This window comes from Streptomyces acidiscabies, assembly GCF_020010905.1.
GTDB lineage: Bacteria > Actinomycetota > Actinomycetes > Streptomycetales > Streptomycetaceae > Streptomyces > Streptomyces acidiscabies.
The window spans coordinates 2,967,035-2,993,204 of the sequence record NZ_JAGJBY010000001.1 but is presented as its reverse complement, the minus strand read 5'-3'; the positions used below and the strand labels follow the sequence as shown (position 1 = coordinate 2,993,204).

Here is a 26,170-nt window from a genome sequence, read left to right as displayed (position 1 = left end):
TGACACCGTACGACGGGGTCCTCGGCCTGCGTGAGCCGTGGCGGGCATCCTGTCCGGCGCCTGTCGCTGCGGCCTCCCCTGAAGGCACCCTTGGGCCCTGGAAGCGCGCTCTGGAGGGAGCCCGTCATGCTCCTCGGCACCTGGAACCTGGAGAACCTCTACCGTCCCGGCGGCCCGTTCGGGCCCAAGGACAAAGCCTCCTACGACACGAAGCTGGCCTCCCTCGCCGAGAGGGTCGAGGCCCTCGCGCCCGACGTCCTCGGCGTCCAGGAGGTCGGCGACCCCGACGCGCTGGACGACCTCCTGGGCGTGATCGGCGGCACCTGGCACACGGCGCTCTCCGCGCACCCCGACGGGCGCGGCATCCGCGTCGGCGTGATCAGCAGGGCGCCCCTGGAGGTCGTCGCGGACGTCAACGCGTTCCCGCACGACCTGCGGCCCGTCCAGGTCGACGACTCCGGGCTGACGGTCTCCGCGACGGGCCGCGGCCTCCTCGCGGTCCGCACCGGCGCCCTGCACCTCGCGGTGGCCCACCTGAAGTCCAAGCTCCTCACCTACCCGGGCAACCGTTTCTTCCCGCACAACGAGGGCGAACGGGCCCGCTACGGCGCGTACGCGCTGTACCGCCGCGCCTCCGAGGCGGTCACCCTGCGCGCCCTCGCCGACGACCTCCTCGCGGGCGACGGCCGCGCGCGGGACGTCGCCGTCGTGGGCGACCTCAACGACGAGGTCCAGGCGGCCACGACCCAGATCCTCCTGGGCCCGCCCGGGTCGGAGATAGGCACGCCCGGCTACAAACTGCCGGACCAGGGCGACCGTGCGCGCCTGTGGGACGTCGCGCCCCTGATCCCGGCCGAGCGGCGCTACTCCCGCGTCAACTCCGGCCGCCGCGAACTCATCGACCACATCCTCCTGAGCCACCAGCTGGTCCACCGCGTGACCGAGGCCGGCACCGGAACCCCGTCGGCCGACGGGGTGCTGCGACTGCCGTCGGTGAACGAGGACCCGAGGGAACGGCGGGACGCGTCGGGGTCGGACCATGCGCCGGTGTGGGTGCGGGTGGGGTAGGGCGCGCACGGGAACTCCCCCTGGGTGCCCCTCACACCGCCCGCGGCAACCTCATCCGCCCCCGCGCCCCCGGCACCCGATGCGCGTCCAACGCCGTCAGCAGCTCGTCGAGCAGTTCCCGGTGCCGTGCGCCCAAGTGCCCCGTGTCGTCGAGCTGTACGGCGCTGGCCGTCGTCGTGTCGACGAGGCGTTCCAGGAGGGCGGCTATCTCGTCGGTGCCGGCGGTGTGGCGGGCGAGGGCGGGGTGTTCGGCGGCGGAGAGGGCGATGGCGGTGCGGGCTTCGGCGAGGGTTCGGTAGGCCTCGCGGCGGAGGGCCCAGCGGGTGGCGCGGTCGCCGATGGGGGCGGAGGGTGCCTCAGAGGGGCTCTCGGCGCCGTTCGGGGCATTCCGGGGGATTCGGTGCACCTCGTGCGTTCCAGGGCGCCTCACGCGCTTCTGCGGCTTCCGGACCCGGGGCTCCTCGCCGGTGTCGCTCAGGACGTACGCCAGGTACTCCTGCGCGGCCCGGGTCGCCAGCGCGAGCCGGGCGCGCACCTGGCCCCCGCGCTCGCCCGGCATCGGGAGGTGGCCGACGACCAGGACGAGGACGCAGGCGAGGAGGGTCTCGCCGATGCGCCCGGCGGACGCCTGGGGTTCGCCGCCGACCATGACCAGGGCGAGGACGAGGACGGTGACGACAGCGGTCTGCGCGGCGAAGTGGCGCGTGGCGACAGGGACGAGGGCCCCGCAGACGGCGACGAGGACGACGAGCCCCTCGGGTCGGGGCAGGAACGCGGCGAACCCGGCGAAGACGAGCGCCCCGAGGACCGTGCCGGCGGCCCGGTTCAGGACGCGTGAGACGAGCGGGCCGAGGTCGGGCTTGACGAGGAAGACGGCGGTGGCGGGGAGCCAGTACCAGTGCGTGTGCTCGCCGTACCAGTGGGAGTGGTGCAGGGCCTGCGCAATGGCGGCGCTCGCGCCGAAGCACAGGGCGACCCGCATCCCGTACTCCCGCCCGCCCGCGCCGAACGCGGCCCGCAGCAGATCGGCGGCCGTGCGCCTGCGCGCGTGCGGAGCGGCGCCGTGTCCCCGGTCGAACGCCTCGGCGGCGTGCAGCAGCGCGTCGTCCAGGGCCCGCAGCGCGGGCGCGGAGCGCGAGGGCGCGGGCAGCGGCCCGGTGTGCGTGTTCTCGCGGACGGCGGCGGCCAGGCGCCGGGGCCCTTCGGAGGCGCGTTCGGAGACGGGTTCCCCGGCCCAGGCGAGCGCGGTCGCGGCCTCCCCGAGGGGCAGCGCGGCGGCGTACTGCGCGTGCAGCCGCCGTTCCGTGGAGGAGCTGGCGTAGCGGCGCAGCCGGGGTCCGGCGAAGGCGTCCTGCGCGTGGTCGAGGGCGGCGGTGAGGGCGGCCCGGCGCGCGCCGGCGTCGGGGCCGCCGACGGCGTCGAGGAGGGCGGCGATCGCGTCGTACACGCCCGCGACGGCGGCCCGTTCGCCGTCGAAGCGGAAGTCCCCGGCGAGCGAGCCCGGTGTGGGCAGGGCGAGGCGCAGCAGGAGCAGCCAGCCCGCGCCCGCGAGGTACGCGAGGGCGCGCTGCCAGCCCGCCTCGTCGACCGGCATGCCCGCGCCGATCGCGGAGGCGACGAGGACCTGGGTGCCGGCCGCGGACGCGACGGGGCCGATGGCGCTCATGCCCCCGGCGACGAGGCCGAGCGCGGTCAGGGCGAGGGTGAGGACGACGGGGCCCGCGTGCGCGCCCGCGTAGGTGCCGCCGAGGAGTCCCGCCGCACCGGCGAGCGCGGGCGTCCCGAGCCGCTGTACGGACGTACGCCTGCTGCCCGGACGGTCGTTGATCCCCGCGAGCATCGCGGCGATCGCGGCGACGACGCCGAGCGAGGTGCGTCCGGCGGCCACGGCGACCGCCAGCAGCGGTCCCGCCGCGAGCGCCCCGCGCGCGACCGCCGCCCAGGGGACGGGGCCGCGTTGCGCGCGCAGCGCGTGCGCGAGCCAGGGCGGAAGGGCGACACCGGCGCTTCGGGACACGGGGCTCCTGTCGTGACGGGGACGGGTGCCGTCGGGCGACGTCGGCCGGGGCTTCGGGCTTGTCCCTCCACGGTACGGAACGGGTCGGCCGGTTGCGTTTCGCCGAGGTGAAGCGGGGTGTGATCAGCCGGTTTCTTTATGAACGCAACTCCCGCGCGGGCGGCGATCCCCCGGACGGCCTCCCGAAGGCGCCGGTCCCTAGGGACGCCGTTCCGCCCCCACCCGTTCCTCGAACAGCGCGCCCGCGCGGTCGATCGCCTCCCCGATGTCCCCCGCGCCCACGACGACGCCGTCGACGTCCCGCAGCCCCGCGCGCTCCAGCAGCCGCTTCTCGTTGGTGACCCACTCCCCGCGCGCGGCGAGCACGGCGTGCCCCGCCTGCGTGGCAGCCACGGCGATCGCCCCGAGCGCCTCGGTCCACCGTCCCTCTCGCGCGTGCGCGGCGTGTGCGTAGGCGAGTGTGGCGCGGGCGGTGTCGTACCAGCGCGCGCTGGCGGCCGTGCGGAGCTTCTCGGGGTAGCCGTCGGGGCGGGGCGCGTCCCCGCGCAGGACGCGGTTGACCGCGAGTTCGGCGACGACCAGGTACGTGGGGATGCCCGCGAGGTGGAACAGCAGCGGCTCGACGTCGTACCGCCCCTCCCGCGCGCGGGCCAGTTCCCGCTCCACGACGTCCAGATCCCGGTAGTGGACGTCGACGCGCCGCCCCTCGACGCTCAGCCACGCACCCCCGTTGAACACACCCCCACCCCACCCGCCGACCTCGGAGACCTCCCCCGGCCACCCGACCGCCCGCAGATCCGCAGGCTCGAAGGCCCCCCGGTAATAGACCGCCAGATCCCAGTCGCTGTCGGGCCGTTGCGTCCCCTGCGCGCGGGAGCCGCCGAGCGCGACGGCCCGCACGCCGGGAAGCGCGGCGAGCCGGTCGGCGACGGTGTCGAGGAACTGGGCGTCGGTGAGGTGGTCCATGCCCGCAGGCTACGAACCATCACCCCACCGGCACCACGGGTTTCAGCCCGCTGCCGCCAGCCCGAACCCCGCCCCGGAGATCCCGCCGAGCCCCTCCACGATCCCCTGCAACGGCCCCCGCAGCGCGGCCAGTTCGGCGCGCATCGGCTCGCCCTGCACCCACCCGGCCTCGTGGTCGAGCGGGCTGACGGCGGCGGGCCGGGTCGCCTCGTAGGCCGTCAGGCGCGGGTGCCAGGCGGTGGTGAAGGGCCGGATGACGTCGTTGATCAGGCTGTACGACAGGCTCTGCACGGTCGGTGCGCCCGTACCCGGCGCGAGGCCGATGCTGTACGTGTGCAGCGTCGCGCGGGTGAAGTCGATCACCGACTTGAGCGAGGCCAGCGCCTCGCGCAGGCTCCCCTCGCCGGGGGCGAGTTCCTGGACGCCGATCCGGGTGACGAGTTCGACCTGGATGTCGAACGCGGCCATCCGCTCGGACTCGCTGGGTGCTGCCACGGGGACCTCCCTCCGGCTGCCGGGAGCCCCCAGGGTATCCGGGCCGCGATCTCCGCACAGCGTGCGCAGAGCGGCCCGCCGGAGGGCCTCCGTGCGGGCCGGAGCGGGGTCGTGGTGGTGCCAGGCGTGCAGAGTGACGGGATGGAGCCGCCAGGCGCCCAGAGCGCCGCCTGAGGCGTTCTCGGGGGTCAGCAGGCTCCGCGCGGACAGTTCGGCGATCCCCTGGGCGGCACGTCTGCGCGCCACCGCCTGCGGCACCCGGTCGACGGCGGCCAGCACCCCGGCCGCGTCCCGCGCGGTCACCGGCAGCGGATGCAGAGCGGCGGCGCACCGCAGGACGTCGGCGGCCTCGTCGCCGTCCACGTCCGCGACCATGCCGGCCGTGACGTCCCGTTCGGCCAGCGTGTCCAGGAGCGATCTCCCGCGCGTGTGCAGGAGGTCGTAGAGGGTGCGCGGATCGTGTCCCGCGCGCACGGCGCGTCCCAGGAGCGCGAGCGCGAGGGGATGGCCGTCGACCGCTTCGGCGAGGGCGTCCGCGTCCGCGTCGTCCGAAGCGCCGCCGAGCAGCACGCGCGCGTGGTGCGCGTCGAGCGGTCCCAGGTCGACGACGGCGCCCTGTCCGCCGTACGCGTGGCTGCGGAGCGTGAAGAGCGTGTGCCCCAGGGGGTGCCGGGCGGTCAGCGCGGCGATCTCCGCCGGGCGTCCCGAGGGGACGTCGTCGACGATCCGCAGGAAGGGCCGGTCGGTGTCCGGGTCCGGTACCGGGGCGTCGTACGACCGTCCGTCCAGCCAGTGGACGCCGCCCGGGTAGGCCGCCGCGAAGCGCAGCGCGTACTCGCGCGCGAGCGCGGTCTTGCCGATGCCCGCCATGCCACGGATCTGGACGGTCCGGGCCGGCACCCGGCCGGCGGTGAGGGGCGCCGCGTGCGCGTGCAGGGCGGAGTGGATCCGCCACAGCTCGGGGAGGCGGCCGAGGAACTCGGCGTGCGGACCGCGTACGGCGGCCCTGGGCAGCGGCATGGGACCGTCGAGGCGGGCCAGGCGGGCGACGACGTCCGCGACGAGCCCGGCGGGGTCCCCGGGGTCCGCGTGCCGTGCGTCGCGCAGTTCGACGGGGTGGATGTGGGAGGCGGTCGGCTCGGGGTTGACGACCATGACCCGGCGGCGGGGGTCGCCTTCGGCGAGACCGGCGAGATAGGCGCAGGTCAGCTCCCACTGGCACGCCTCGCGTTCGGGATACCCGGCGGAGTAGTAGGCCAGCAGGGCCGTGGAGCGCGCCAGTTCGCGGCGGATCGTTTCGCTGATCCCCTCGAAGGGGGCGACACCCGTCTCGTCGGTGAACACCCGCAGGCCCTCCCCGCGCAGCGCACGCGCGAGGGGGCGGACCGACTCCACGTCCGCGCGGCTGTAACTGAGGAAGACGTCCCACACGGCGCCTTACCCTACTGTGAGCATCGGGGAGGCGATCATGGGACACAGGCAGCGCAGGCGACGGGGACCGAGCGGACCGTCGCAGATCACGGCGACACTGTCGATACCGTTCGTGGGCGAGATCTCCGGCACCTGGCAGCCGGCCGACGCGGAGCGCAGCGCGGCGTGGGAGCTGTACCTGGAGCTGGTGACCCGGGTCTCGGTGGAGGACCTGCACCCCGACGAGGGGTTCCTGCGCGAGGCGTTGACCTCGCTCTACACGTTCTTCGGCACCACCCGCGACATCCTGCGCCGCTACGGCCCCGACGTCGCCCCGCCGCTGGCCCCCGGCCACGTCAGCTTCGGCGTCCTCGCGGTGACCGTCCTGAACCGCGTCCTGCGCCCCCTCCTGGCCTCCTGGCACCCCCGCCTGACCGCGTACGAGTCCCGGCGCCCCGAGGGCCACGACCCGGTCGACTGGGAGCGCGCGTGGGACCAGGCACCGGCGCTGCGCGCCCAGCTCACGGAGGTCCGCCGCACCCTGTCCTCCCTGGCCCGCACGCTCCAGAAGGTCGCCGACGTGAGCGACCTGATCGACCTCCCGGCGCCCCGTTCCCCGGGGCTGGGGGCAGACAGGGGCACCCCCCCCCGCAGGTTCGAGCGGATCCTGACGGCCCGGAGTCGTGAGACCGGCGCACGGCCGGAACGTTTCCGCCGTACGAAACTCGGGTGCGGTCACGCACTCCGGACCGGATGATCGTCAGTCGTCCGCCACCGAGGAGTGCCCATGATCCGCCGCGTCACCTCCCCCGATCTCTTCCGCCCGCCCACCTACTCCCACGCCTCGGTCGTCGAGGCCGGCACGAGACTCGCGTTCCTCGCGGGGTCGGTGCCCCTCGATGCGGCGGGCACCCTTGTGGGACCGGGGGATCCGGTACGGCAGGCCGAGCAGGCCATCGCCAACCTGGAGGAGCAACTCCGGTCGGTCGGCAGCGACTTGGCGCACGTCGTGGTGACGGACGTGTACGTCGTGAGCCCCGACCCGGCCGTCCTGGCGGCGGTATGGACCGTGGTCGAGGCGTCCGGCCTCAGCACCGGCCCCCACTCCTCGACCCTCCTCGGCGTCGCCTGCCTCGGCTACCCGGGCCAGTTGGTGGAGATCACGGCGACGGCGGTGGTACCGGAGTAGGGGGCGCACGAGGGGGCTCGCACCGCCAAGCGCGCGCCGCCTCGCGCCGTACGACAAACGCCCCAGCCCCGCGCTTCCCCTACCCTCCCCTCCCCCAAACCCTCCTCTTCTCCAGCGGCCTCCCATAGCTCCCCGCCCGGCTCGTGTTCAGCCCCAGGGACACCAGGGACTCGGCCAGCTTCACCGCCGCGCCCACCCCGTCCACCACCGGCACCCCCAGCTTCTCCGCGACGACCCGCTGGAGCCCCGTCATCCCCGCGCACCCGAGGACCAGCACCTCCGCCCCGGCGGAAAGGGCCTGCTCGGCGGCGCCGACGAACGCCGACTCCGTGCGCGCGGGGTCGGTGAGTTCGAGGACGCCGAGGCCGATGGAGACGACGACAGCGCAATTGCGGGCCACCCCCGCCAGCTCCAAACTGTCCTCGATCTGGCCGCACGTCCGCTCCAGGGTCGTGACCACCCCGTACCGGCGCCCCAGCAGACACGCGAGGTGCGCCGCCGCCTCCGTGATGTCGACGACGGGTACGTCGACGAGTTCCCGGACGCCTTCGCGGCCGTGCTCCCCGAACCCCGCCATGACGACGGCGTCGTACGCGGGCCCGTCGTACGTGCGCAGCGCGTCGATGACGGCCGCAGCGGAGAGGTAGCTGTCGAGCCAGCCCTCCGCCGACGCGGGCCCCCACGCGGGGGTGAGACCCGTGACGAGGGTGCCCGGCGCAGCAGCGGCGCGGGCACCCCGTACGATCTCGGCGGTCATCTCCTGCGTGGTGTTGCAGTTGGTGACGACGATCCGCACCTGCGTCAGACCTCCTGCTCCGCGCGCTCACTGCGACAGATCACGAGGTAGAGGCCGGCGGCGAGGGCCGTGCCGATGAACCAGGAGTACGGCGCGACGTCGCTGAACGTCTTGACGAGCGCGAGGACCGCGGCGACCCCGGCGGAGGGCAGGAACGCCCACAGCGCCTTGGGGTTGACGCCGTGGCGGTAGTAGTACCGGGAGCCGGGGGTGGCGTCGAAGAGTTCGTCGACGTTCACGCGCCCGCGCTTGACCCAGTAGTAGTCGACCATGATCACGCCGAACAGCGGTCCGAGGAACGCGCCGAGGCCGCCGAGGAAGTAGTTGACGACGGTCGGGTTGGAGAAGAGGTTCCACGGCGTGACGAGCAGCGCGGCGACGGTGCTGATCATGCCGCCGACCTTGAACGTGATCTTCTGCGGCCAGACGTTGGCGAGGTCGTACGCCGGGGAGACGAAGTTGGCGACGATGTTGACGCCCATGGTGGCGATGGCGAAGGTGAGCGCGCCGACGATCAGGACCCAGGTGTTGCCGACCTTGGCGACGAGTTCGGCGGGGTCGGTGATGGCCTGGCCGTAGACCTCCAGGGAGCCGGCGGTGACGATCACGGAGACGACGACGAAGGCGGTCGAGTTGATCGGCAGGCCCCAGAAGTTGCCGCGGCGCACGGTCTTGAAGTCGGGCGCGAAGCGGGAGAAGTCGCAGAAGTTCAGCATCAGCGTGCCGTAGGTCGCGAGGATCAGGCCGATCGCGCCGAACCACTGCCGCCACTGCTCGCCGACGGAGACGGGGTGCGGGGTGGAGGTGAGGGAGATCGACCAGCCGGCCTTGGAGAGGACCCACACGGCGAGCGCGATCATCACGAGCCAGATCGCCGGTCCGCAGAAGTCCTGGAACTTGCGGACGGCCTCCATGCCCTGCCGGATGATCAGCGCCTGGACGAGCCACAGCGACACGAACGACACCCAGCCGAGCGCGTCGAGGCCGAGGAAGGAGTGCTTGGTCCAGGATTCCAGCCCGGGCCAGGCCGCGAGCAGCATGACGTTGACGGCGACGGAGGCCAGGTACGTCTGGATGCCGTACCACATGATCGCGATGACGGCCCTGATCAGCGCGGGGATGTTGGCGCCCCAGACGCCGAAGCTGATCCGGCTGACGACGGGGAACGGCACGCCGTGGCGCTGGCCGATCTTCCCCATCCAGTTCATGCCGATGTAGATCAGCACGAAGCCGACGAGGAGGGCGGTGAAGACCTGCCAGACGTTCATGCCGAGGACCAGCAGGCCCGCGGCGAACGTGTAGTTGCCGAGGTTGTGGACGTCGGACATCCACATCGCGAAGAGGTCGAAGACCTTCCAGTTGCGCTTCTGCGCGGGCGCGAGGTCTTCGTTGACGAGCCGGGGGTCGGGGGTGAACGCGGGCGTTTCGACGCTGCCGGTGAGGGACAAAGGGGCTCCAGAGGGGAGGACTCGGGGACGCTGAGCGGGTTTTGGTATACCAAAGTGCGGACATGGTCGCGCCGCCGAGCACCTCTGTCGATGTCTCCACCGTTACGGCTGGGTAAAAGACCTCCCGGCGTCGGAGAAAATGGCCGCATGGGCTCCACGACGAAGACCGCCACGCCGGACACCGCGAACGGCGAACCCCTCGGCGCGGTCCGGGAACGCGTCCTCGCGACCCTGCGGCAGGACATCATCGCCGGGCGCCTGGCCCCCGGGGACCGGCTGGTGGAGCGGGAGCTGGCCGAGCGGTTCGGCGTCTCCCGCGTCCCCGTCCGCGAGGCGGTGCGCGCGCTGGTCGCCGAGGGCTTCGTCCACTTCGCGTCCGCGCGCCGGGCCGTCGTACGCGGTCTCACCCCGGACGACGTACGGGAACTCTTCGAGCTGCGCGAGGCGTTGGAGGTGTACGCGGCGGGGCTCGCGGCGGCGCGGGCGACGCCGGAGGCGCTCGGGGAGCTGCGGGGGCTCCTCGAAGAGGCGGCGACGGCGACGAAGGCGGCCGACGCGGAGGCCGTCACCGACATCAACACGCGGTTCCACGACAGCGTGCTCGCGATGGCCGGCAACAGCCTCCTCAGCTCCGTGATGGAACCCGTCGACGGCCGCCTGCGCTGGCTGACCCGGCAGAACGAGGACTGGGCCCAGCTGCTGACGGAGCACCAGGATCTGTACGACGCGATCGCGTCCGGCGATCCCGGGCAGGCCCGCAGCCACGCGCTGACGCACGTCCAGACCAACTACCGCTCGACGGTACGGCGGCTGTTCGGGGACGACGGGGGGTAGCCGGCGTTCAGCGGTCCGCGTACCTGTCCGTCGCCGCCACCAGCGCGTCCACCATCGTGTCCGGGCCGATCGAGTGGCCCACCTCGTCGACGACCGTCAACTCGCTGTCGGGCCACGCGTGATGCAGGCGCCAGACGACGCCCGTGAGGTTGCCGAGGTCGACGCTGCCCTGGATCAGGCTGCCGGGGATGCCGGCGAGGAGGTGGGCGTCGCGCAGGACCGCGTCCGTGTCCATGAAGTGGTCGTTGCCGAAGTAGTGGGTCACCGTGCGGGCGAAGCCCATGCGGAACACCGGGTCCTCGTACCGTTCGGCCGAGCGCGGGGGCGCCGAGACCATCGCCGTCTCCCAATCGGTCCAGGCGCGGGCCGCGCGCTCGCGGACCTCGGGGTCGGGGGACTCCAGGAGCCGGTTGTAGGCGGCGGCGAGATTGCCCTCGCGGTCGTCCTCCGGCAGGCCCGCGAGGAACTGCGCGAACGCCTCCGGGAAGACCCGGCCAAGGCCCCGGGTGAGGAGGGCCACCTCAGCGTCGGAGCCGGTCGCGACGCCGGTCAGCACGAGTTCCGACACGACGCCGGGGTACGTCTGCGCGTACCTGAGCCCCAGCACCGACCCCCACGACACGCCCCACACCAGCCAGCGCCCGATCCCCAACGCCCGCCGCAGCAGCTCCAGGTCGGCCATCACGTGGTCGGTCGTGTTGACGCTCATGTCCGTGCCGTACTCGGCCGCGTGCGGGGTGGAGCGTCCGCAGCCGCGCTGGTCCAGCAGGACGATGCGGTAGCGCGCGGGGTCGAACAGGCGCCGGTAGTACGGCCCGCAGCCGCTTCCCGGCCCGCCGTGCAGTACCAGCGCCGGTTTGCCCCGCGGGTTTCCGCACGTCTCCCAGTACAGGTGGTTGCCGTCGCCCACGTCGAGCATGCCGTGGTCGTACGGTTCGGTCTCCGGATACAGTCCCATCCCCGCACGCTATTTCGCCCGGCCCCTGGACCTCACCTCATTTCAGCCCCGCCGCCCTCGCCGCCGTCCGCAGCACCTCCCGCAGCATCTGCGGGGTGAGCTTGCCGGTGAAGGTGTTGCGCTGGCTGACGTGGAAACACCCGAAGACCTGTACGCCGTCCAGCTCCACCCGCGCCCCGTGCCCGAACGCCGGCCTCGGCCTCGGCACCTCCCACCCCGCCGCCGCCAGCGCGGGCCACAACGCCTGCCACCCCCACGCCCCCAGCACGACGATCGCCCTGAGCCCCGGCCGCAACACCTCCAACTCCTCCACGAGCCACGCCCTGCACGCGTCCCGCTCCCCCGGCGTCGGCTTGTTCTCCGGCGGCGCGCAGTGCACCGGCGCGGTGATCCGTACGCCGTACAGCTCCAGCCCGTCGTCCACGCCCACGGCCTCCGCCTGAGAGGCGAGCCCGACGTCGTACAGCGCCCGATACAGCACGTCCCCCGACCGGTCCCCGGTGAACATCCGCCCCGTCCGATTCCCCCCGTGCGCGGCGGGAGCGAGCCCGACGATGAGCAGGGGCGCATCTCCCCCACCGAACCCGGGCACGGGCCGCCCCCAGTACGTCCACTCCGCGAAGGCGGCGCGTTTGGTACGGGCCACTTGCTCCCGCCAGCCGACCAGACGGGGGCAGGCTCGGCAGGTGGTGATCCGGGTGTCCAGGGCGGCGAGGGGGTCGGGAGGTGGCGTGGGCGCACCATGCTGGTCCAGTTCCTCCATACGTTCACCGTAGAGCGGGCGCCCCGCTCTCGCTGCCGGGGTCTCCGCCTCGCGGTGAAGCGTGCACTGCGACTCCGTCGCCCTCGGCATCCCGGCGCCCCCTCGCGGTCAGCCCTGTCGGCGTACCAGCCCCGCCAGTTCCGTCACCGTTCCCCGTCGCGCCCACGCGATGACCGCCAGCGGGACGAACACGATCAGTGGAGTCGCCGCGTTCTCCCCGTCGAAGACCGTCACCTGCGTGATGAACGCGCCCACCATCAGCGCGGCCAGGGAAGCCGCCCCCACCGACTGGAGTGCCGGGATCAACAGGGCGATGGCTCCGGCGAGTTCGAGGGTGCCGATCGTGTACATCCCCGGGGCGCCCCAGCCGATCCGGTCGAAGGACTCGACCGCCGCGGGGTGGGCGATCAGCTTGGGCAAGGCACTGGCGGCACCGAAGAACAGGGCGAGGAGGATCTGGACGCCGCGCAGGACGGCTCGGGCTCGCCGGGCTCGGGGAGCCGGTGTGGTGGAAGGGGCGGTCGCGACGGGCACGGTGGTTTCGGACATGGCGTTCTCCCTGGTGAGCGGTCTCGTTGCGGTCGAGAGGTAGACCGCACCCGGAGCCGTTTCTCATCGCCGCCCCACCCTCTTTCTTCACGCCCTCGCCCCACCCCTTTCCCGCCCCCACCTCCATCTCTCTACGCCGCCACCGCCCGCCCCCCTTTCACGCCCTCGCCACCACCGCCCGCACCCACACCCCGTCCTCCGTCAACACCTCACCCACCCTCAACCCCACCTCCGCCAACGCCTCCCCGAACTGTCCTTCACCCATCGGCCGTGCCAGAAAGGTCTGTGTCCACACCGCATCCGCGAACTCGTACTCGACATGCACCGAGTTGACCCCGTCCCCCACCGGCGTCGAGGACCGTATCCGCACCCGGAACCCGCTCGGATCGACCCGCTCCCGAGGCACGTCGGTGTGATAGTCGGCGCCCTCCCGCTGGATCAGGACACTGCCGCCCGGCGCGACATGGCGGACGCAGGTGCGCAGCAACCCCCGCCGCACCTCCGCATCCCCGGCGTGCACGAGGAAGGAGGCGAGGAGCACGACGTCGAAGGTCTCCCCGAGGTCCAGTTCCTCGATGGGACTGCGCACCGTCCGCACCCCGCGCACCCGCTCCAGCATCTCCGCCGACTCGTCGACCGCGGTGACCCGGAACCCTCGCTCCACCAGAGGGTGCGTCATCCTCCCCACCCCGCACCCCAGTTCCAGAATCCGCGCCCCCGCAGGCACGGCCCCCGCGATCACGCCCGACTCCGCACCCACCGGCAACCGCGAGTAGAGCTCCACCGCACACCCGTCCGGCGTGATCGCCCCGGGCCCCGTCCCCTCGTACCCGTCCCGCATCCTCATCTCCATACCGTTCCTAATCAGTGTCCGGGAATGAGCTTTGTACCCATGTCCCGGAACTGCGCGCATCCCGAACGGTTTTGGACGCACTGGTCCCCCGCGTTCGCTGAGAAGTCCCCGTCCGGGTACGTGCATCGTGTGCACGCTCCGTGATGGGTGGGCGGGTTTCCTCACGCCCCCGCACGCCCGGTCCGGCCTGGACGGTCCGAAGCCCGCACCCATCGCTCTGGTGGGTGCGGGGCGGTGCCGTCCGTCGCCGGATCGGGTGCCCGAGGGCGCGTCGCCCGATCGCGATGCTCGCGGCATCGTGACGGAACATCTTGCGATTCCTGCTGGTGAGGGGCTTGCGCCAGTGCTCATCGCCCCACATCGACGTATAGGCCGGATCAACAGCCACGATCGACAGGCCCTGCTCGGCAGCCATCGACACCAGCCGGGCTTTGAGCTTGCCGGTGGGCATGCCGGAGATCACCTGCCGGAACCGCTTGCGACGGCCGTGCTTCTCGCGGGTCTTCTCCGCCGTGAAGTCCAGATTCTCGATACCGATGGCCTTCACGCCACAGCGCTTCGCCCAGTGCAGCAGACGGCTGATGGCGTGCCGGATCTGCGCGTCACGATGGGCGGCGGTTTGGGACAGGTCGAAGAAGAAGCGACGCGGGTCGCCCGTCGGGTTGCCGTTCCGGTCGAGCCGGTACGCGGCGAAGTGGTCCGCGTTGGTATCGACACCGATCATGCCGTCAGCGCGTGCAGTCTCCAGCGGGATCGTCTTCACCACGGGCCGGGTCCACGAGGCTGTCAGGTACCAGCGTCCGCGTCCCACATCGAGGTGGATACGGTAGGCCACCGCTCGGTTCGCGGCTGTCCGGTCACGCCATTCGGCACCCCGATGCTGGAACTGCACTTTCGAGGCGAGGACGTATCTGCCGTGCCCGGCGTTCGCCAGGTGAGCCAGCGGCGCGGGGAGCCTGATGCTGACCTCGCCGTCCGGGGTGACGCGGATCGTCTCGTTCCCGAACCGCTTGCCGGACTCCCCGTCCGCGGCGAGGAACCAGCGCGACGCCTCCCAGCGTTCCCGCCACCGCTGTTCGGTGAGCTGCGCGGCCCGGAGGTTGTGACGGTTGTCGAGCAGGCGTCGGCCTCCACGCACGACGTGCACGGCACCGGTCTCACGCTCGGCGCGGGCTACGTCGAGACGATGTGTCAGGATCACCAGGCGCCGGGACTTGTTGAACCACTCGTTCTTGGAGCGGTAGCCGCCCGGCGCCCGCTTGGTGCCCTTCTCACCGATCGGCTGGGACAGCCGGTGCCTCAGTGTCCGCACACCAGCCTCAAGGCTGTTGACATACGCGAGTTGACAGCGCCGCGAGAGTGCCCACTGATCGTGTATGGCTCTGGTGATCGACCCGGCCCAGCGCGACGACGACTCTGCTGTCAGGCCCTGCTTGCGGGCAGCCCACGTACTGCTGTCGTGCTCCAGGCCGTCGCGACAGCGGGCCTTGAGGTCGCGTGACGCCAGACACCCCAGATGCTCACCCACCCGGCGGAGAACCATCTCGTCCTCGGTGGCGAGGTGCTTGAGCCGGTCACGGATCGCCACACCGGACGGGCCGGGGACGACGAACGCGTCTTCGATGGCGCGAAGCTGCTTCCTACTCATCGCCGGCCGCCGCTTCGAGAGCCCTGCGTGCACGGTTCTTCGCCGAGCGACTGCCGTACAGGCGGGCGCAGAACGAGGTCAGCACCTCCATCATGTCGCGCACCAGGTCGTCTTCGGCCTCACCGTCATCGAGCACGATGAGCCGACGACCGGTGGCGGACAGGGCTGCCTCCACGAGTTCGACATTCGTACGACCGAGCCGGTCCTTGTGTTCCACCACCACGGCGGTCACGGTCGGGTCTGCGATCTCCGACTCGACCCGGACGACTTTGTGCCCGGCCCTGGCCGCCCACTCCGACAAGCGTGCGGTCTGCCGATCCAGGTCGGCCTTCCGGTCGTGGGAGGAGACACGGGCGTACAAGCCCACACCGCCGATTACAGACGGTGCGGTGTTCCCATCGATGTTCACCAGGATCGTGCGCGGCCCCACCCGTTCCGCAGGGACCGGCAACGTGCCCTCACGGAACCAGCGATACGCAGTACGCGGAGCGACCCCCTGCGCCCGTGCCCACTCCGTCAGGTTCATACACGAAACCCTATGTCACTCATGACATCTAAAAGACACTAATAGACACTTATTCGAGAGCAGTCGCTACCCCCCAACTCCCCACCCCCGCACCCCAGTTCCCCACCCCCACCACTTCACCCGTTCGAGTGAACCCCCACCCCGCGCTCAACCTTCCAGCAGGAACCACCCCTCCCCGCCGTACCAGTGCCCACCCCCCTCAAGATGCTCCACCACGGCCCGCTCCACGACGGTCCGCCGAGGCAGCTCCGCCAGCTCCACCTGCGTGGACCCGAACACGAAGCGCACGGGCGTCAGGTCGCTCTCCTCCTCCAGCGCGTGCACATGGAACCGCTCCTGGAAGCGGACGATGTTGGACTCGGCCGGCAGGTACCGCTTCAGCTGGGGATCGAGCAGCCAGGACCCGCACGTGGCGACCGGGTACGGCTCCTCGGGGAAGTGCGCGGCGAAGAACTCGCGCGCGAGCGCGAGGGACCGGTCGCAGGACTCGGGGCTGAGCGGCCCCATGAAGTCGGGGATGTGCAGCCCGAGCGCGGGATCCCCGGCGGAGAACCCGGCGGCGGCGATGGACTCCCCCAACACCTGCGGAACCACCCCCCGTTGGAACTGCAACCGCCCCAACTGGTAGAGCTCCCCGCGCAGATGGAGGGAGAGCCAGCGCGCGGTCATGATCCCGCCGGTCCCGTGCCACCGCCGGTGGACGGCGACCCCGCGCCCGACGTCGGCGAGGGTCCGCCGGCTGACGTCGGAGGAGATCCCACGCTCCTGGTGGTACGCGCGCACGAAGGGCAGCGCGGCGACGAAGACGTACAGCGGGAACCACCGGGCGACGGCCCGGGACGCGCCGGGATACCGGGGCAGGTCCACCCCGCCGGTCACGGCCCCCAGGTCCCGTACGAGGTCGGCGACCCCGCGCTCCAGGACCTCCCGGGCCGGGGCGTCGCCGAGGAGCTGGCGGCTCAGCCGGACCGGCTCCTCGATGTCCTGGTGCGGCACCCCGAGATCGAGCAGCGCCTCCACCAGCCCGTCGGCGTCGGCGAGCACGGACACACCGTCCCTGAGTTCCACGAACCCACCCCCTGTAGCTCCACCTCTGGAGAACGTCTCCACCGAAGAGTACGTTTCAGGAAGGAGTGGTGATCCCGATGCGTACGGGCAGTGAGCCGACGACCGCGCGCAGTGCGCTGCGGATGCGACTGTGGCTGAGCTTGTGGGGTCTGGCCTGGGCCGTCTTCGGCACGGCCGCGTTCGCGCTGGCGGGCCGCCCCGGCTGGGCCGCGGCCTGCGGCGCGCTCTGGCTGGTGATCATGATCGACCTGACGCTGATCCTGCGGCACATCCGGCAGGGCCCGCACTGGCAGCCGGGCCGCGACATACCGCCGTACCGGCCGCCGGAGCACTGAGAGCCGGAGCACCAGGGCCCGGACTCACACGTCGAACCGCGCCGCCCGCAGATACTCCGGATTCGGGTCCAGCGCGGCGGCCAGCCGGAAGTGCCGCTTCGCCTGGTCATCGCGGCCCTGCCGCTCGTACGTGCGCGCGAGCGCGAAGTGGGCGAACGCGTTGTCCGGCTCGCGCTCCAGGACGATCGTGAACTCCAGCTCCGCCGGGCGCAGTTGCGCCGCCGCGAAGAAGGCACGCGCGCGCAGGAGGCGGGCGGCGGTGTTCTCGGGGTGCGCGTCGATGACTCCGTCGAGCAGCTTCACCGCACCCCGCGGGTCCCGCGCGGCGAGCAACTGCTCGGCGGCGCGGAAGTCGATGACATGCGTCTCCGGAGAACGTCCGGTCGAACCGCTGGTATCGGGCACGGAAAAGTCCTTCCCTCACTGACCGCGTTCAACGCCCCCCGTGGGGCCCGCTATTCCTACGACGCCGCACGCGCCCTCAGCTCGCCCCACACCTCGCGCACCCGCCGCTCCAGCTCGGCCAGCGGTACGTCGTTGTCGATCACGATGTCCGCGATCGCCCGGCGCTTCTCGCGCGTGGCCTGCGCGGCCATCCTCGCGCGGGCGTCGTCCTCGGTCATCCCGCGCAGCCGCACGAGCCGGTCGAGCTGTGTCCCGGGCGCGACGTCGACCACGATGACGAGGTCGTACAGCGAGGCGAGCCCGTTCTCCGCGAGCAGGGGGACGTCGTGGACGACCACCGCGTCCGCCGGAGCCGCCGCCTCCAGCTCGCGGGACCGGGCGCCGACCAGAGGGTGGACGATCGAGTTGAGCAGCGCCAGCTTCTCGGGATCGGCGAAGACGATCGCCCCGAGCTTCGGCCGGTCCAGACCGCCGTCCTGCCCCAGCACCCCCGCCCCGAACGCCTCCACGACCGCCGCGAGCCCGTCCGTCCCGGGCGCGACCACCTCCCGCGCGATCCGGTCCGCGTCGACCAGCACGGCCCCGGCCTCGACCAGCAACCGCGACACCTCGCTCTTACCGGCCCCGATGCCGCCGGTCAGCCCCACTGTCAGCATGGTGAAAGCTTAGGACCCCCCACTGACATCGGGACCTGACCGAATGCCTCGGAACGGCGGCGGCCCTGCCGGAGGGCGTCTCAGCCCTCCCGCTCAGCCCTCACCCTCGCGTTCCGCGAGGAACTTCTCGAACTCCCTGCCGATCTCGTCCGCCGACGGGATGTCGACCGGCTCCGCGAGCATGTTGCCGCGGGTCTCCGCGCCCGCGACGGCGTCGTACTGGTGCTCCAGCCCCTCCACGAGGGCCGTGAGCTCCTCGTCGCCCTCACGGATCTGGCGGTCGATCTCGGTCTGGGTGCGGTGCGCCTCCGTGCGGAGGGTGTGCGCGAGAGCGGGCAGGACGAGGCCGGTGGCGGCGGTGATGGCCTCCAGGACGGTGAGGGAGGCGTCCGGGTAGGAGGAGCGGGCGATGTAGTGCGGGACGTGCGCGGCGACGCCGAGGACGTCGTGGCCGGCCTCCATGAGGCGGTACTCGACGAGCGCCTCGGCGCTGCCGGGCACCTGCGCCTCGTCGAAGGGGCTGCGGTGGCCGGGGACCAGGTCCGTACGGTTGCCGTGCGGGGTGAGGCCGACGGGGCGGGTGTGCGGGACGCCCATGGGAATGCCGTGGAACGTCACCGACAGGCGTACGCCGAGCCGCTCCACGATCTGCTGGACGGCCGCGGCGAACCGCTCCCACTCGACGTCCGGCTCGGGCCCGGACAGCAGCAGGAAGGGCGCGCCGGTGGCGTCCTGCACGAGGCGTACGTCGATCGACGGCTCCTCGTACTCCTGCCAGCGGTCGCGCTTGAACGTGAGCAGCGGGCGCCGCGCGCGGTAGTCGACGAGGCGGTCGTGGTCGAAGCGGGCCACCACCTGGTTCGGCAGTCCGTCGAGCAGGCCCTCCACGATCTGGTCGCCGGTCTCGCCCGCGTCGATGTACCCGTCGAAGTGGTAGAGCATGACAAGTCCGGCCGACTCCTGGGCCAGCGCCATGTCGACGACCGCCAGCCCCTTCGGCTCCCATGCGTACAAACCCTGTGGATCAAGCACTTGGACCGCTCCTCCTCGTGTTCGTACGGCACAACGTCCAGGAGGGCTCGGACATTCCCGCTACCCGCGCCTCGGCCGGGTGAATCCTCAGGACGCGAGCACGCGCGCGTGGAGCGAGGTCACCGCCCTGCGCGCGGAGGTGAACGCGCCGTGCTGCCAGGCGTCCGTGTAGCTGAGCCAGTCGCCGGCGAACCAGACCCTGCCCGTGGGCTCGTTCAGCGGCTTGTAGCGGACGTCGTCGGGTCCCCCGGGGGTGGAGTGCCAGGCGGCCTCCAGATGGGGCGTCTGACGCCAGTGGTGCGAGAACGACGAGACGAGTTCGCTCCGGTACTTCTCGCCGTAGATCTTCACCCCCGCGGCCACCGCGCGCCGTTCGCGCTCCTCGGGCCGCAGGCGCGCGTACGCGTCGGCGTTCGCACCGTAGTTGTAGTAGCCGACCAGGACACCGCGCTCGCCGCCGAACCCGTACGACGGGTGCCAGATGTGCACGACGTCCTGGTCGGTCTCGGTGATCCCGCCGTAGATCCGGTGGTCCAGTTCCCACCACCGCGACCGGTACTCCAGGCCGATCTTCGCGGCCGACGACGGGGTGATCGCCTCCAGCGCGGACTGCACCCCGGAGCCGAGGTTGTGCGGCACCTTGGCGAGGATGTTGGGCGGGAGCGCGGCGACGGCGTAGTCGGCGTCGACGGCCTTCGTACGGCCCGCCTGCGTGTAGGTGACGGTGACGCCCCGGCCGGTGTCGGTGATCCGCGACACGACCGCTCCCGTCCGCACGCGGTGGGCCCCCACCGCGCGGGTGAGCGCCAGCGGTATCCGGTCCATCCCGCCGACCGGCTGGAACATCAGCATCGCCTGGTCGAACCCGAACTCGAAGGAGAAGTACCGGCCGACACCGCTCGCGAACACCTCCGAGGCGCTCGGCACGTTCCCCAGCGGCACTCCGGGTGTCCCGGCGGCGGCCGGTACGGTCGCGTATCCGCGCCGCTCCCCGCCGTCGTACGTCAGCCGGTCGCCGAGCTCCCCCCAGTCCTTGAGGAACTCGACCAGCCGTTCCCGGTCCGTGCTGGTCAGCTGCTCGTCCAGCGCTCCCTGGTCGGTGGCCTTGGCGAGCAGTTCGGAGACGTACCCGTACACGTCGGCCTTGGCGGTGCGGTGGCGGACCGGCGCGGTCATGCCGGCGGACTCGTTGTAGAGGTAGGCGTCCGCGTTGACGTTGGTGAACACCTCGATGGGGACGCCGAGTTCGCGGCAGTAGTCCAGGGTGACCATCCACTGGGGTATCCGCGCGGGTCCCGCGTTCAGGTACTGCCCGTCGGCGAACCGCGCGGTCTGCGTGTGGCCGTACAGGTCGGTCGTCCGGTCCCCGGCGCGCACGGTGAAGTTCCGGCCGCCCGTCCGTGCCCGCGCCTCCAGGACCGTGCAGTCGTAGCCGGCCTTGCCGAGTTCGTAGGCGGTGGTCAGTCCGGCGATCCCGCCGCCGATCACGACCACCTTGGCCGCGCGGCGTCCGGTGGTGCTCAGGTCCCCGCCTCTGGGCGGCCGGTACTCCTCGGCGCGCGCGGTGGGGGCGAGTCCCAGGGCCCCCATGGTGGCGAAGAGCGCTCCCGCTCCGCCGGTGATCCCCACGTCCCGCAAGAACGTCCGCCGGTCACGCGTCCGTGCCATGACTGAGCCCCTTCCCGATCATGAACAACTGCCGGGAAGCGTCTCAACATCCAGTTACGGCACGGTGGTTGCCGCTGTGTCCGGTGAGTTTCGGAGAAAACAGAAAACTGAGAGGCCGCACCTCGAAAGGTACGGCCCCTCAGTCAACAACTACCGCTCAGTGAGCGCCGGTCGTGCGGTGAGCGTCAGCTCTGGCCGCCCGCCAGCTTCTCGCGCAGGGCAGCGAGCGCCTCGTCCGAGGCGAGCGCGCCGGACGTGTCCGCACCCTCGGAGGAGTACGAGCTGCCACCGCCACCACCGGCGGCCGGAGCCGCACCGGCGACGTCGACACCCTCGGCAGCGGCAGCGGCATCGGCCTCACGGCTCTTGATGACCTGCTGCTGGTGCTGCTCGAAGCGGGACTGCGCCTCGGCGTACTGGTTCTCCCACACCTCACGCTGGGATTCGAAGCCCTCGAGCCAGTCGTTGGTCTCGGGGTCGAAGCCCTCGGGGTAGATGTAGTTGCCCTGGTCGTCGTAGGACGCGGCCATGCCGTACAGGGTCGGGTCGAACTCGACCGAGGCCGGGTCGCTGCCGAAGGACTCGTTGGCCTGCTTGAGGGACAGCGAGATCCGGCGGCGCTCCAGGTCGATGTCGATGACCTTGACGAAGATCTCGTCGTTGACCTGGACGACCTGCTCCGGGATCTCCACGTGGCGCTCGGCCAGCTCGGAGATGTGGACCAGACCCTCGATGCCCTCGTCGACGCGGACGAACGCACCGAACGGAACGAGCTTCGTGACCTTGCCGGGCACGACCTGACCGATCTGGTGCGTGCGCGCGAACTGCTGCCACGGGTCTTCCTGGGTCGCCTTCAGCGACAGGGAGACGCGCTCGCGGTCCATGTCGACGTCCAGGACCTCGACCGTGACCTCCTGGCCGACCTCGACGACCTCGGAGGGGTGGTCGATGTGCTTCCAGGACAGCTCGGAGACGTGGACCAGACCGTCGACGCCACCCAGGTCCACGAAGGCACCGAAGTTGACGATCGAGGAGACGACGCCGGAACGGACCTGACCCTTCTGCAGGGTCGTGAGGAACGTCTGGCGGACCTCGGACTGGGTCTGCTCCAGCCAGGCACGGCGGGACAGGACCACGTTGTTGCGGTTCTTGTCCAGCTCGATGATCTTGGCCTCGAGCTCCTTGCCCACGTACGGCTGGAGGTCGCGGACACGACGCATCTCGACGAGAGAGGCCGGAAGGAAGCCACGGAGGCCGATGTCGAGGATGAGACCACCCTTGACGACCTCGATGACGGTACCGGTGACGATGCCGTCTTCTTCCTTGATCTTCTCGATCGTGCCCCAGGCGCGCTCGTACTGCGCGCGCTTCTTGGACAGGATCAGACGGCCTTCCTTGTCCTCCTTCTGGAGAACCAGGGCCTCGATCTCGTCACCAACCGCGACGACCTCGTTCGGGTCGACGTCGTGCTTGATGGAGAGCTCGCGGCTCGGGATGACGCCTTCGGTCTTGTAACCGATGTCGAGCAGGACCTCGTCCCGGTCGACCTTCACGATGACGCCGTCGACGATGTCGCCGTCGTTGAAGTACTTGATCGTCTCGTCGATCGCGGCGAGGAAAGCTTCCTCGTTACCGATGTCGTTGACCGCAACCTGCGGGGTGGTGGCGGTGGTCTCGGTGCTGCTCGTCATGTGGGAAAGGGCTCCGGTACGGACATTGAAGTCGTAGGTACTGCTTACGCCAGGAGCCCGTTTCGCACACTGATGAAGGCCGGACAGCCAAGGAAGCGCCCGCCGAAGAACGGCGACGGCACCTCGAAAACCGAGGGGACAACCAACAGATGCGAGCACAGCCTGCTAGGTCTGAGGAGCGCAGGCTCGCAGCGCAACTTGTAGCATACGGGGGCAGCCGGACGGGGTCAATGCGCGAAGGCGCACACCCGGGGCGGATCCCCGCATACCCGGCACAAGAAGCGTCTCTGGAGGCCAACGCAGGCCCGCGAGACCCCTTCCGTGACACCCGCGCGGGCGCCTGTGCCCGAAAAAGGGTGACGGAAGAGTACGACGAGGGAGCCGATCATCCAAGAGCCAACGGTGTCCGCTGTGGACCACGACCCCGAATCCGACTCCGAGGCCACGCGGCGTTCCGCGGACGTCACGGAGAGCGCCCGCGCGAACCGGGGGTGGTGGGACCGCAACGCGGACGAGTACCAGGTCGAGCACGGCACGTTCCTCGGCGACGACCGCTTCGTGTGGGGCCCCGAGGGGCTCGACGAGGTGGAGGCCGAACTCCTGGGCCCCGCCGAGAAGCTGGCGGGCCTCTCGGTCCTGGAGATCGGCGCGGGCGCGGCGCAGTGCTCGCGCTGGCTCGCCGCGCAGGGGGCCCGGCCCGTCGCCCTCGACATCTCCCACCGCCAGCTCCAGCACTCCCTGCGCATCGGCGGGGGCATCCCCCTGGTCTGCGCCGACGCGGGCGTCCTGCCCTTCGCGGACGGCTCCTTCGACCTCGCGTGCTCCGCGTACGGCGCCCTGCCGTTCGTCGCCGACCCGGCGCAGGTCCTGCGCGAGGTGCGCCGCGTGCTGCGCCCCGGTGGCCGTTTCGTCTTCTCGGTCACCCATCCCATCCGCTGGGCCTTCCCCGACGAACCCGGTCCCGAGGGCCTGACGGTCGCCGCCTCCTACTTCGACCGCACCCCGTACGTCGAACAGGACGCCGAGGGCAACGCCGTCTACGTGGAACACCACCGCACCCTGGGCGACCGCGTCCGCGACATCGTGACGGCGGGCTTCCGCCTCGTCGACCTCACCGAGCCGGAGTGGCCGGCCTGGAACACGTCCGAGTGGGGCGGCTGGTCGCCGCTGCGGGGCAACTTGATCCCGGGGACGGCGATCTTCACGTGCGAGCGGGACTGAGACCGGCCGGACCAAGGCGCACGCGCGTACGACACTGGGTCCCGTGATCCGCTACGACGCCCTCGACGCCCTCCCCGTCCGCAGTGCGCTGCCCGCCCTCGGTGATGCCCTGGACGCGCGCGGGACGGCCGTTCTCGTGGCGCCCCCGGGGACGGGGAAGACGACGCTCGTGCCGCTGGCGCTGGCGGGGCTGCTCGGGGAGGGGCCCGCGCGCACGGTCGTCGTCGCCGAGCCCCGGCGGATCGCCGCGCGGGCTGCTGCCCGGCGGATGGCCTGGCTGCTCGGGGAGGAGGTCGGGAACAGCATCGGGTACACCGTGCGCGGCGAGCGGGTCGTCGGCCCGCGTACGCGCGTGGAGGTCGTGACGACCGGCGTGCTGCTGCAACGGCTCCAGCGGGACCAGGAGCTGGCCGGGGTCGACGTCGTCGTGCTGGACGAGTGTCATGAGCGGCATCTGGACGCGGACACCGCCGCCGCGTTCCTGTGGGACGTACGGGAGACGCTGCGGCCGGAGTTGAGGCTCGTGGCGGCGTCCGCGACGACGGACGCGCAGGGGTGGGCCGAGTTGCTGGGCGGGGCTCCTGTCGTCGAGGCGCGGGGCGTGTCGTACCCGGTCGAGACCGTGTGGGCGCCGCCCGCGCGCGGGGTACGGCCGCCGCACGGCACGTGGGTCGATCCGGCGCTGCTCGCGCACGTCGCGTCGGTGGTGCGGCGGGCGCTCGCCGAGCGGGCGGGGGACGTGCTGTGCTTCCTCCCCGGCGTGGGCGAGATCGCGCGGGTGGCGGGACAGCTGAGCGGGGGCGTCGGGGACGTCGAGGTCCTCCAGGTGCACGGGCGCGCACCGGCCGCCGTCCAGGACGCGGTGCTGGCCCCCGGTGCGCGGCGCAGGGTGGTCCTCGCGACGGCCGTCGCGGAGTCGTCGCTGACGGTCCCCGGGGTGCGTGTGGTCGTGGACTCCGGGCTGGCGCGTGAGCCCCGCGTCGACCACGCGCGCGGGCTGAGCGCGCTGGCGACCGTACGGGCGTCCCGGGCAGCGGGGCGCCAGCGGGCCGGCCGCGCGGGCCGTGAGGCGCCCGGCACGGTCTACCGCTGCTGGCCGGAGGCCGAGAACGCGCGTCTCCCGCGTTTTCCCGCCCCCGAGATCAAAGTGGCCGACCTCGCCGCGTTCGCCCTCCAGGCGGCCTGCTGGGGCGATCCCGAGGCCGCCTCGCTGGCGTTGCTCGACCCGCCGCCGACGGGGGCGATGGCGGCGGCGCGCGACCTGCTGACGGCGATCGGCGCGGTCGACCCCACGGGCCGCGCCACCGCACGAGGCGTCCGGCTGGCCCGGCTGGGCCTGCACCCCCGCCTGGGCCGCGCTCTCCTGGACGGCACCACCGCCGTGGGCGCGGAACGGGCCGCCGAGGTGGTGGCCCTCCTGAGCGAGGAGCCACCCCGCGAGTACGGCGACGACCTCGCCGCCGCGCTGCGGGCCGCCCGGCGCGGGGGCGACGCGTACAGCGCGCGCTGGCGGACGGAGGTACGGCGCTTGCGGTCGGTCGCCTCCGGAGCAACTCCGACGCCCGCGCCCGGCGGCACCGCTACGGCACCCGCCTCCCCCACCACCGACACCCCCGCCCTGATCACCGCCCTCGCCTTCCCCGAGCGCCTCGCCAGACTCGACGGCGGCACCTACCTCATGCTCTCCGGCACCCGCGCGGAACTCCGCGAGGGCTCCCCCCTCCGCCCCTCCCCCTGGCTGGCGATCGCCGTGGCCGACCGCCCCGTCGGCAAGGGCCACGCGCGCGTGCAGCTCGCGACGGTCGTCGACGAGGACACCGCGCGGTGGGCCGCGGGCGCGCTGCTCGACGAGCGGGAGGAGGTCCGGTGGGCCGGCGGGGACGTCGTCGCGCGGCGGGTGGAGCGGCTGGGGGCCGTCGAGCTGGCGGTGCGGCCTCTCAGGAACGCCGACGCCGGGCTCGTACGCGCAGCCCTCCTTGAGGGCCTGCGGCAGGAAGGGTTCGGCGTGCTGCGGTGGACCGACACGGGTGCGGTGCTGCGGCAGCGGCTCGCGTTTCTGCGGGCGCGGGTCGGGGAACCCTGGCCGGACGTCTCCGACGAGGCTCTCCACGCGCGCGTGGACGAGTGGCTGGAGCCGGAGCTGGGGAGGGCCCGGCAGCGGAAGGATCTCGCGCGGATCGATGCCGGGAACGCGCTGGGGCGGTTGCTGCCGTGGGCGTCCGGGGAGGCCGGGAAGCTGGGCGAGCTGGCGCCGGAGCGGATCGTCGTACCCAGCGGGTCGAGCGTCCGGGTCGACTACGGCGATCCCGAACGGCCCGTGCTGGCCGTGAAGGTGCAGGAGATGTTCGGGCTCCAGGAGTCGCCCCGGGTGGCCGGTGTGCCGGTGGTGGTGCATCTGCTGTCCCCGGCGGGGCGGCCGGTCGCCGTCACGGCGGATCTCGCGTCGTTCTGGCGGGACGGCTACCGGGGCGTACGCGCGGAGCTGCGCGGCCGGTACCCGAAGCACCCGTGGCCCGAGGACCCGGCGACGGCGGAGCCGACCCGGCACACGAACGCGCGCCTCGGACGCTGACC

24 protein-coding genes are annotated in these 26,170 nt (G+C 72.2%); 7 read left to right on the top strand and 17 right to left on the bottom strand.

What is annotated here, in order from left to right:
* Nucleotides 1-126 precede the first annotated feature (126 nt).
* Complete coding sequence (locus J8M50_RS13965) at nucleotides 127-1,068, top strand: endonuclease/exonuclease/phosphatase family protein (RefSeq protein ID WP_010352527.1); 942 nt, start codon at nucleotides 127-129, stop codon at nucleotides 1,066-1,068.
* 31 nt (nucleotides 1,069-1,099) lie between these two features.
* On the opposite strand, the gene J8M50_RS13960 is transcribed toward J8M50_RS13965, so the two are convergent.
* The 3 genes from J8M50_RS13960 to J8M50_RS13950 all read right to left on the bottom strand — a co-directional run bounded on the left by J8M50_RS13960 (nucleotide 1,100) and on the right by J8M50_RS13950 (nucleotide 5,977).
* Nucleotides 1,100-3,085 carry an FUSC family protein gene (locus tag J8M50_RS13960; protein ID WP_075824731.1) on the bottom strand — a complete coding sequence of 662 codons (1,986 nt, stop codon included), beginning with the start codon at nucleotides 3,083-3,085 and terminating at the stop codon, nucleotides 1,100-1,102.
* 198 nt (nucleotides 3,086-3,283) lie between these two features.
* Nucleotides 3,284-4,051: a nucleotidyltransferase domain-containing protein gene (locus tag J8M50_RS13955; protein ID WP_010358688.1), complete on the bottom strand. Its 768-nt coding sequence runs from the start codon at nucleotides 4,049-4,051 to the stop codon at nucleotides 3,284-3,286.
* A 42-nt stretch (nucleotides 4,052-4,093) separates the two neighbouring features.
* Nucleotides 4,094-5,977 carry a tetratricopeptide repeat protein gene (locus tag J8M50_RS13950; RefSeq protein WP_010358689.1) on the bottom strand — a complete coding sequence of 628 codons (1,884 nt, stop codon included), beginning with the start codon at nucleotides 5,975-5,977 and terminating at the stop codon, nucleotides 4,094-4,096.
* A 37-nt stretch (nucleotides 5,978-6,014) separates the two neighbouring features.
* Here J8M50_RS13950 and J8M50_RS13945 point away from each other — a divergent pair, with 37 nt between their 5' ends.
* Nucleotides 6,015-6,713: a hypothetical protein gene (locus J8M50_RS13945; RefSeq protein ID WP_223786209.1), complete on the top strand. Its 699-nt coding sequence runs from the start codon at nucleotides 6,015-6,017 to the stop codon at nucleotides 6,711-6,713.
* 30 nt (nucleotides 6,714-6,743) lie between these two features.
* Entirely contained in the window at nucleotides 6,744-7,145 is a 402-nt protein-coding gene (locus tag J8M50_RS13940; protein WP_010358691.1) for a RidA family protein, read from the top strand.
* Between the two features lie 79 nt (nucleotides 7,146-7,224).
* Here J8M50_RS13940 and J8M50_RS13935 read toward each other — a convergent pair whose 3' ends face one another.
* Both J8M50_RS13935 and J8M50_RS13930 read right to left on the bottom strand, forming a co-directional pair.
* On the bottom strand, nucleotides 7,225-7,941 hold the full coding sequence (locus J8M50_RS13935) for an aspartate/glutamate racemase family protein (protein WP_010358692.1): 717 nt from the start codon (nucleotides 7,939-7,941) through the stop codon (nucleotides 7,225-7,227).
* Nucleotides 7,942-7,946: 5 nt separating this feature from the next.
* Nucleotides 7,947-9,389, bottom strand: a complete 1,443-nt coding sequence (locus tag J8M50_RS13930) for an NCS1 family nucleobase:cation symporter-1 (RefSeq protein WP_010358693.1) — start codon at nucleotides 9,387-9,389, stop codon at nucleotides 7,947-7,949.
* Between the two features lie 147 nt (nucleotides 9,390-9,536).
* Between J8M50_RS13930 and J8M50_RS13925 the strand changes: the two genes are divergently transcribed.
* Complete coding sequence (locus tag J8M50_RS13925) at nucleotides 9,537-10,223, top strand: GntR family transcriptional regulator (RefSeq protein WP_010358694.1); 687 nt, start codon at nucleotides 9,537-9,539, stop codon at nucleotides 10,221-10,223.
* 7 nt (nucleotides 10,224-10,230) lie between these two features.
* On the opposite strand, the gene pip is transcribed toward J8M50_RS13925, so the two are convergent.
* The 7 genes from pip to J8M50_RS13890 form a co-directional block, all read right to left on the bottom strand.
* Complete coding sequence (gene pip / locus J8M50_RS13920) at nucleotides 10,231-11,181, bottom strand: prolyl aminopeptidase (protein WP_010358695.1); 951 nt, start codon at nucleotides 11,179-11,181, stop codon at nucleotides 10,231-10,233.
* A 37-nt stretch (nucleotides 11,182-11,218) separates the two neighbouring features.
* The gene (locus J8M50_RS13915; RefSeq protein ID WP_075661722.1) at nucleotides 11,219-11,944 is read right to left on the bottom strand and encodes a uracil-DNA glycosylase; all 726 of its coding nucleotides are present in this window, start codon (nucleotides 11,942-11,944) and stop codon (nucleotides 11,219-11,221) included.
* A 108-nt stretch (nucleotides 11,945-12,052) separates the two neighbouring features.
* Complete coding sequence (locus J8M50_RS13910; protein WP_010358697.1) at nucleotides 12,053-12,493, bottom strand: DoxX family protein; 441 nt, start codon at nucleotides 12,491-12,493, stop codon at nucleotides 12,053-12,055.
* A gap of 157 nt (nucleotides 12,494-12,650) precedes the next feature.
* Nucleotides 12,651-13,346 carry a class I SAM-dependent methyltransferase gene (locus J8M50_RS13905; protein WP_010358698.1) on the bottom strand — a complete coding sequence of 232 codons (696 nt, stop codon included), beginning with the start codon at nucleotides 13,344-13,346 and terminating at the stop codon, nucleotides 12,651-12,653.
* A 7-nt stretch (nucleotides 13,347-13,353) separates the two neighbouring features.
* The gene (locus tag J8M50_RS13900; RefSeq protein WP_029184455.1) at nucleotides 13,354-14,994 is read right to left on the bottom strand and encodes an IS200/IS605 family element transposase accessory protein TnpB; all 1,641 of its coding nucleotides are present in this window, start codon (nucleotides 14,992-14,994) and stop codon (nucleotides 13,354-13,356) included.
* Nucleotides 14,987-15,520 carry a recombinase family protein gene (locus J8M50_RS13895; protein ID WP_010358700.1) on the bottom strand — a complete coding sequence of 178 codons (534 nt, stop codon included), beginning with the start codon at nucleotides 15,518-15,520 and terminating at the stop codon, nucleotides 14,987-14,989. The genes J8M50_RS13900 and J8M50_RS13895 overlap by 8 nt, the downstream gene beginning before the upstream one ends.
* A gap of 147 nt (nucleotides 15,521-15,667) precedes the next feature.
* On the bottom strand, nucleotides 15,668-16,588 hold the full coding sequence (locus tag J8M50_RS13890; protein ID WP_010358701.1) for an acyltransferase domain-containing protein: 921 nt from the start codon (nucleotides 16,586-16,588) through the stop codon (nucleotides 15,668-15,670).
* A gap of 77 nt (nucleotides 16,589-16,665) precedes the next feature.
* Between J8M50_RS13890 and J8M50_RS13885 the strand changes: the two genes are divergently transcribed.
* Nucleotides 16,666-16,923 carry a DUF6343 family protein gene (locus J8M50_RS13885; protein ID WP_178855030.1) on the top strand — a complete coding sequence of 86 codons (258 nt, stop codon included), beginning with the start codon at nucleotides 16,666-16,668 and terminating at the stop codon, nucleotides 16,921-16,923.
* 24 nt (nucleotides 16,924-16,947) lie between these two features.
* Here J8M50_RS13885 and J8M50_RS13880 read toward each other — a convergent pair whose 3' ends face one another.
* The 5 genes from J8M50_RS13880 to rpsA all read right to left on the bottom strand — a co-directional run bounded on the left by J8M50_RS13880 (nucleotide 16,948) and on the right by rpsA (nucleotide 22,375).
* Entirely contained in the window at nucleotides 16,948-17,328 is a 381-nt protein-coding gene (locus J8M50_RS13880; protein WP_010358703.1) for a tetratricopeptide repeat protein, read from the bottom strand.
* Nucleotides 17,329-17,384: 56 nt separating this feature from the next.
* A complete protein-coding gene (gene coaE, locus J8M50_RS13875; protein ID WP_010358704.1) occupies nucleotides 17,385-17,984 on the bottom strand; it encodes a dephospho-CoA kinase in 600 nt (199 codons plus the stop codon).
* 93 nt (nucleotides 17,985-18,077) lie between these two features.
* On the bottom strand, nucleotides 18,078-19,016 hold the full coding sequence (locus J8M50_RS13870) for a PAC2 family protein (protein WP_010358705.1): 939 nt from the start codon (nucleotides 19,014-19,016) through the stop codon (nucleotides 18,078-18,080).
* An 87-nt stretch (nucleotides 19,017-19,103) separates the two neighbouring features.
* The gene (locus tag J8M50_RS13865) at nucleotides 19,104-20,684 is read right to left on the bottom strand and encodes an NAD(P)/FAD-dependent oxidoreductase (protein ID WP_010358706.1); all 1,581 of its coding nucleotides are present in this window, start codon (nucleotides 20,682-20,684) and stop codon (nucleotides 19,104-19,106) included.
* A gap of 185 nt (nucleotides 20,685-20,869) precedes the next feature.
* A complete protein-coding gene (gene rpsA / locus J8M50_RS13860) occupies nucleotides 20,870-22,375 on the bottom strand; it encodes a 30S ribosomal protein S1 (RefSeq protein WP_010358707.1) in 1,506 nt (501 codons plus the stop codon).
* 402 nt (nucleotides 22,376-22,777) lie between these two features.
* On the opposite strand from rpsA, the gene J8M50_RS13855 reads away from it, so the two are divergent.
* Complete coding sequence (locus J8M50_RS13855) at nucleotides 22,778-23,596, top strand: class I SAM-dependent methyltransferase (protein ID WP_029184459.1); 819 nt, start codon at nucleotides 22,778-22,780, stop codon at nucleotides 23,594-23,596.
* Nucleotides 23,597-23,639: 43 nt separating this feature from the next.
* Nucleotides 23,640-26,168 (top strand): ATP-dependent helicase HrpB, encoded by a 2,529-nt coding sequence (hrpB, locus tag J8M50_RS13850; RefSeq protein WP_010358709.1) that lies wholly within the window; start codon nucleotides 23,640-23,642, stop codon nucleotides 26,166-26,168.
* Nucleotides 26,169-26,170 lie beyond the last annotated feature (2 nt).

What these genes read in the sequence shown, in the direction of transcription:
- J8M50_RS13965 (WP_010352527.1), top strand. Translation starts at nt 127, where the DNA reads ATGCTCCTCGGCACCTGGAACCTGGAGAACCTCTACCGTCCCGGCGGC.
- J8M50_RS13955 (WP_010358688.1), bottom strand. Translation starts at nt 4,051, where the DNA reads ATGGACCACCTCACCGACGCCCAGTTCCTCGACACCGTCGCCGACCGG.
- J8M50_RS13945 (WP_223786209.1), top strand. Translation starts at nt 6,015, where the DNA reads ATGGGACACAGGCAGCGCAGGCGACGGGGACCGAGCGGACCGTCGCAG.
- J8M50_RS13940 (WP_010358691.1), top strand. Translation starts at nt 6,744, where the DNA reads ATGATCCGCCGCGTCACCTCCCCCGATCTCTTCCGCCCGCCCACCTAC.
- J8M50_RS13925 (WP_010358694.1), top strand. Translation starts at nt 9,537, where the DNA reads ATGGGCTCCACGACGAAGACCGCCACGCCGGACACCGCGAACGGCGAA.
- pip (WP_010358695.1), bottom strand. Translation starts at nt 11,181, where the DNA reads ATGGGACTGTATCCGGAGACCGAACCGTACGACCACGGCATGCTCGAC.
- J8M50_RS13915 (WP_075661722.1), bottom strand. Translation starts at nt 11,944, where the DNA reads ATGGAGGAACTGGACCAGCATGGTGCGCCCACGCCACCTCCCGACCCC.
- J8M50_RS13910 (WP_010358697.1), bottom strand. Translation starts at nt 12,493, where the DNA reads ATGTCCGAAACCACCGTGCCCGTCGCGACCGCCCCTTCCACCACACCG.
- J8M50_RS13905 (WP_010358698.1), bottom strand. Translation starts at nt 13,346, where the DNA reads ATGGAGATGAGGATGCGGGACGGGTACGAGGGGACGGGGCCCGGGGCG.
- J8M50_RS13900 (WP_029184455.1), bottom strand. Translation starts at nt 14,994, where the DNA reads ATGAGTAGGAAGCAGCTTCGCGCCATCGAAGACGCGTTCGTCGTCCCC.
- J8M50_RS13895 (WP_010358700.1), bottom strand. Translation starts at nt 15,520, where the DNA reads ATGAACCTGACGGAGTGGGCACGGGCGCAGGGGGTCGCTCCGCGTACT.
- J8M50_RS13885 (WP_178855030.1), top strand. Translation starts at nt 16,666, where the DNA reads ATGCGTACGGGCAGTGAGCCGACGACCGCGCGCAGTGCGCTGCGGATG.
- coaE (WP_010358704.1), bottom strand. Translation starts at nt 17,984, where the DNA reads ATGCTGACAGTGGGGCTGACCGGCGGCATCGGGGCCGGTAAGAGCGAG.
- J8M50_RS13865 (WP_010358706.1), bottom strand. Translation starts at nt 20,684, where the DNA reads ATGGCACGGACGCGTGACCGGCGGACGTTCTTGCGGGACGTGGGGATC.
- rpsA (WP_010358707.1), bottom strand. Translation starts at nt 22,375, where the DNA reads ATGACGAGCAGCACCGAGACCACCGCCACCACCCCGCAGGTTGCGGTC.